Below are 2532 nucleotides of genomic sequence, written 5' to 3'. Positions count from 1 at the left end.
CCCTTCTGCCCCGTCCGCTGTTCTGCTCATTAGCAACAACAACATAACCGTTCTTAGCATCAGCTGTATTTAATTCTTTCAGATATTGATTTGTAGAATGAACGACGGGAAGCAGTTTCATTTTTTGTCCTATGAACGTAGTCCTTAAATCATCACGAATAGTTTTTTCAAACAATGTATCATTTGTGTCCATGAGTATATAACCCTTATTTGGGACAGAAACGATCTCATTTCCATCATCCCGCAACAGGCGAATAGCTTTCCAGATTGCGTTGCGGCTGACGCCTAACGCACTTGCTAGCTGACCGCCTGTAACGATATTTCCCTTTCGTTGTTCCAAGGAATATAACACCTGATTTTTTAACAAAATATACACCCCTTTTATGCTATTAAATCGTTGCAAGGCTCTTGTGTCAACCCTAATTTTATTTTAGGTTGACAGTTGGCATAAGGCATAGGCAACCCACATTTATCTTTTCGGAATAAAAAAACAGGGTATTGTTTTTTAACAATACCCTGTTTCATATCTGATATTATGTTTCTTATTTACGTGATTTGAACTCTCTTTTAGATTTTTCTGCTGCCCAATATGCGTGGGAGCTTTAGCTCCGGCGTAGGCCCTATTACCTCTCTGGTCTGGTCAAGCTCTATATCAAAAAGAGCCTGAGTGATTCTCATATTGGTAATATCATCTGTCTCATAAGAAATGGAGAATCTCCTATAGCCAAATTTCTCCGCGAAGAATGATATGTTCGACTTATTCTTTCCGGAAAGAATTTGAAATGACTTTTCTAAAGTTAAGAAAAATCTATCCTCGTCGAAAAAAGGATCCTCACTTACCAACATAATAACCTTGCACTCGTCGACCAACACCGAATCGTTCCATATCCCGCAGAGTGTGAGTGCAGCTTTTAAGCCTTCAAATCTATGCAGTATCTTTACTATGCAATTCTCCATCTCTTCGGAATATGTGAATACCGCCGTGAAACCCAACTCAAGACCGCTGTTGCGGATTGGGTCTATCATATTCTGTCTTGCCAAAGTTCCGACATTGCCCCTCTGGAAACTGCGAAGGAAGAGAAATTCGCTATGCATTTCAAATGCGAGCCCTGCTACATTTTCAAGCAAAGGACACAAAAGTTTGTTGACAGTAACAGGTGAATAATCCTTTGCGTATGGAAACCACGGCTCAATATTAAATTCTACGTTTTGGTCCCAGTATGGCAGAATTGAAGTCATGCCGTCGCCTCCTTTATTTATGTTTGACTAAAGTATAACCTTAGCACCGTATATGTAAATACGTAATTAAGAACAGAGAGTATAGCAGAAGAATGGCTTTATTGCTCTAGTTTTTTTATTCCCATCTATTAAAGAGTTCTTCAAGCTGCATATCGCTTCTTATGCCAAAACGAGTCAAAGCAAAATCATAACGTACCGGATCCTCTGGCGATATGACTTTAAAGGCTTCTGTAATCTCTTTAACTGCTCTAGCATCTGGCTGTTTATGAGTGCACAATCCTAATTTTGAACAGATATTAAACATATGGGTGTCCAGTGGAATAAAAAGAGAATCGGGGGAAATTTTAGACCAACCTCCCGGATCCACCTCATCAGAGCGAACCATCCATCTCAAAAATAAAGCCAATCTTTTACATGCACTGCCTTTGGAAGGTTTCGGAAGCAGATACATCTTCTCTTTCCCGCCACAGGCTAGCAGCTCTGTAGAAAATTTTTCGACCGTCTGCCAAGAATCTCCTTCGTGAAATGAGAGAAACAGACTCTCTAGAGTTGCGCCCCTTTTGAGTAGTTCACTTATACAGGAGAGAAAGCCCACCATTTCATATTCGTCAGTAAAACGATGAACGAAACCTTTGAAGCTTTCCTTTAATTCTGCCTGATCCACACTTTTCAGATATTGAGAAGGTGAGGGACCTAAGACGGATAGAACTTTTTCAATGCTCTTTAGTATTTGAGCCACTCTTCCATATGCTAATGAGGAAGCAATTAAACCAACAATCTCTCTGTCTTCCGGAAGATCATAATCATAAAGAAATTGAAGAGGATCAGGTGAAACATAGATCCTCTTATTAAAATCTTTATATAACTTTTCAAATATCGCTCGACTTTTTACAAGTTCCGCTTTCTCAGATAAAATTCCCATGTTTAAATTATTTTAAGTCGTTGAATATTACCGTTGGCGCAGTCTCAGGAGACTTGCCCTTTTTTTTAATATGATATTCAGCATATGTGAGAGGAACTGTTTCTTTCAAGAAATTAGCTGAGACGAGTTCTCCTACGAAGAGTACGTGTGTCGACAAATCCATCATTTTGGTGACTTTGGCCTCGTAATTAGCAACAGACCATTCAGTAATCAACGGAGCACCTGTTTCACCCAAAACATATTTTGTTTCTTCAAATTTATCTATATCTCTGCCTGATTTAAAACCAAAGCGACCGATGAAAGTCATGGGCACCTCTTGCTCAAGAATAGCAACGGAAAAAACTTTACTTTCTTGAATCATTTCCGTTGTT

The 2532-nt window shown here is 39.2% G+C and carries 4 protein-coding genes; all 4 read right to left on the bottom strand.

The window, feature by feature from the left end; translation table 11 throughout:
- On the bottom strand, positions 1-340 hold a 340-nt coding region (locus GXZ13_05585), incomplete at its 3' end, for an HTH domain-containing protein (protein ID NLX75285.1).
- Positions 341-567: 227 nt separating this feature from the next.
- The gene (locus GXZ13_05580) at positions 568-1239 is read right to left on the bottom strand and encodes a hypothetical protein (protein NLX75284.1); all 672 of its coding nucleotides are present in this window, start codon (positions 1237-1239) and stop codon (positions 568-570) included.
- Positions 1240-1354: 115 nt separating this feature from the next.
- Positions 1355-2161 (bottom strand): TIGR02757 family protein, encoded by an 807-nt coding sequence (locus tag GXZ13_05575; GenBank protein NLX75283.1) that lies wholly within the window; start codon positions 2159-2161, stop codon positions 1355-1357.
- 7 nt (positions 2162-2168) lie between these two features.
- On the bottom strand, positions 2169-2532 hold a 364-nt coding region (locus GXZ13_05570; GenBank protein NLX75282.1), incomplete at its 5' end, for a flavin reductase family protein.

This window comes from Synergistaceae bacterium, assembly GCA_012728235.1.
In the GTDB taxonomy this organism is placed as follows: domain Bacteria; phylum Synergistota; class Synergistia; order Synergistales; family Synergistaceae; genus JAAYFL01.
The sequence above is the reverse complement of the archived record's forward strand: the minus strand, read 5'-3'. Positions and strand labels throughout refer to the sequence as shown.